This is a genomic window from Shewanella sp. MF05913 (assembly GCF_059758095.1).
Genome location: NZ_JCAYNT010000063.1, coordinates 1 through 878, shown reverse-complemented (window position 1 = coordinate 878; position 878 = coordinate 1). Strand labels below are relative to the sequence as shown.

Annotated in this window: 2 tRNA genes and 1 rRNA gene; all 3 read right to left on the bottom strand. The window is 42.0% G+C overall.

The features are described 5' to 3' along the window. Nucleotides 1–309: 309 nt before the first annotated feature. Nucleotides 310–385 (bottom strand) — tRNA-Ala (locus AC19MV_RS23000). 137 nt (nucleotides 386–522) lie between these two features. After that, nucleotides 523–599: transfer RNA gene (locus AC19MV_RS22995), tRNA-Ile, on the bottom strand. Between the two features lie 216 nt (nucleotides 600–815). Beyond that, nucleotides 816–878 (bottom strand): 16S ribosomal RNA (locus AC19MV_RS22990); the annotation flags it as partial.

The following is an 878-nucleotide window of genomic DNA, read 5'->3' as shown; positions in this document are numbered from 1 at the left end:
GTGACTCGCCTTAGTTTTTAGAATATTCAAGACACTTAAACAGTGTATTGAGAACTCAAGTGTTAATACTTTCGTATTAACGTTTTTCGCACTAACGTAATCACACAAACGACAACGAATCATCATTCATGCGCCTTTAGTTAGTACTATCAGCTTTCCAAATTGTTAAAGAGCGGGCTTAAAAAAGCCAAAGATAAAATTTCGTTTATCTTTGGCATCTCTTACCAATGCATGTTTTTATGGCGAAATACGAGTCTGACCAAACAGCTTTAATAGCCTATTGACCAACCAATTTAACCAACAAGTAAATGGTGGAGCTATGCGGGATCGAACCGCAGACCTCCTGCGTGCAAGGCAGGCGCTCTCCCAGCTGAGCTATAGCCCCATTTACATGCAGTTGAGATTAATATCAAGTAACCAATCATAAGATTGGCGAAGCCAAATCGATTTAAATCAAGGCGGTTTATGCCGACGTTTAGCTTGCTAAACGAGGTATAAATCAACGCAGAGTTAAAGAAGATTTGGTGGGTCAGAGTGGACTTGAACCACCGACCTCACCCTTATCAGGGGTGCGCTCTAACCAGCTGAGCTACAGACCCATTCTTTTTGGTCTTTTAACCGTTACTCAGCGTTGCTTTCGTCGTTCGGTCGTCATGTAGTAAACTACACATCCTTCCTCTCTTCTCAAGCGCCTTGATTAACAATCAAAATCCTCAAAAATACCTTTCGATATCTTTCTCTTTCTTTCTATCAAGTAATCTGTGTGAACACTCACATGCATCTCTGCACTTTAGGTATTGAGTTAGTCGTATAGGTAAGGAGGTGATCCAGCCCCAGGTTCCCCTAGGGCTACCTTGTTACGACTTCACCCCAGTCAT